The organism is Nocardioides bigeumensis (assembly GCF_039531755.1).
Lineage (GTDB): Bacteria > Actinomycetota > Actinomycetes > Propionibacteriales > Nocardioidaceae > Nocardioides > Nocardioides bigeumensis.
Genome location: NZ_BAAAQQ010000016.1, coordinates 1 through 755, shown reverse-complemented (window position 1 = coordinate 755; position 755 = coordinate 1). Strand labels below are relative to the sequence as shown.

Here is a 755-nt window from a genome sequence, read left to right as displayed (position 1 = left end):
CAGGCAAGGGGCAGTTCGACGTTCACAGGGGATTGGTAGATAACTAGATGAGAGTCAGTCGTAGCAACGGTGGAACCTGTGGATGAGGTGCATCCGTGCAGGTCAGCGCGACGACGGGCGTGCACATGGCCTGTGGATGAATGAGGGGTCACCGGGTCCGGGCTGTTCACTGGGCGGCGGACGTCAACGACCGACGGCTGTTGGTGCACAGGCCTGTGGAGGACTCGCCGGGTCTCACCCCTCGTTCCTCCACAGGGTCGGCCGGCGCCGCGGTCGCCGAGCAGCGCGCGATCAGCCGAGACCACGCTCAACCCTGGCGGGCCTGGATCTTGATCCGGTTGGTCAGCTCGGAGACCTGGTTGAAGACCGCACGCCGCTCGGCGAGGAGCTGGTTGATCTTGCGGTCGGCGTACATCACCGTCGTGTGGTCGCGGTTGCCGAACTGTCCGCCGATCTTGGGCAGGGACAGCGGGGTGAGCTCGCGGCAGAGGTACATCGCGATCTGGCGGGCCATCACCAGGTGCCGGCCGCGCGAGGGTCCGGTCAGGTCCTCGATGGAGATCCCGAAGTACGCCGCCGTCTGGGCGATGATCAGGGCCGCGTTGATCTCCGGCTCGCCGCCTTCGGGGATGAGGTCCTTGAGCACGATCTCGGCCAGGGTCAGGTCGACCTCCTGGCGGTTGAGGTTGGCGAAGGCCGTGACCCGGATGAGGGCCCCCTCGAGCTCACGGATGTTGGTCTGGATCTTCGAGGCG

The 755-nt window shown here is 66.1% G+C and carries 1 protein-coding gene; it reads right to left on the bottom strand.

Features of this window, described 5'->3' with window-relative positions:
* Positions 1-307: 307 nt before the first annotated feature.
* The coding region (locus tag ABD295_RS21080; protein ID WP_344305830.1) for a helix-turn-helix domain-containing protein at positions 308-755 on the bottom strand (448 nt) is incomplete at its 5' end.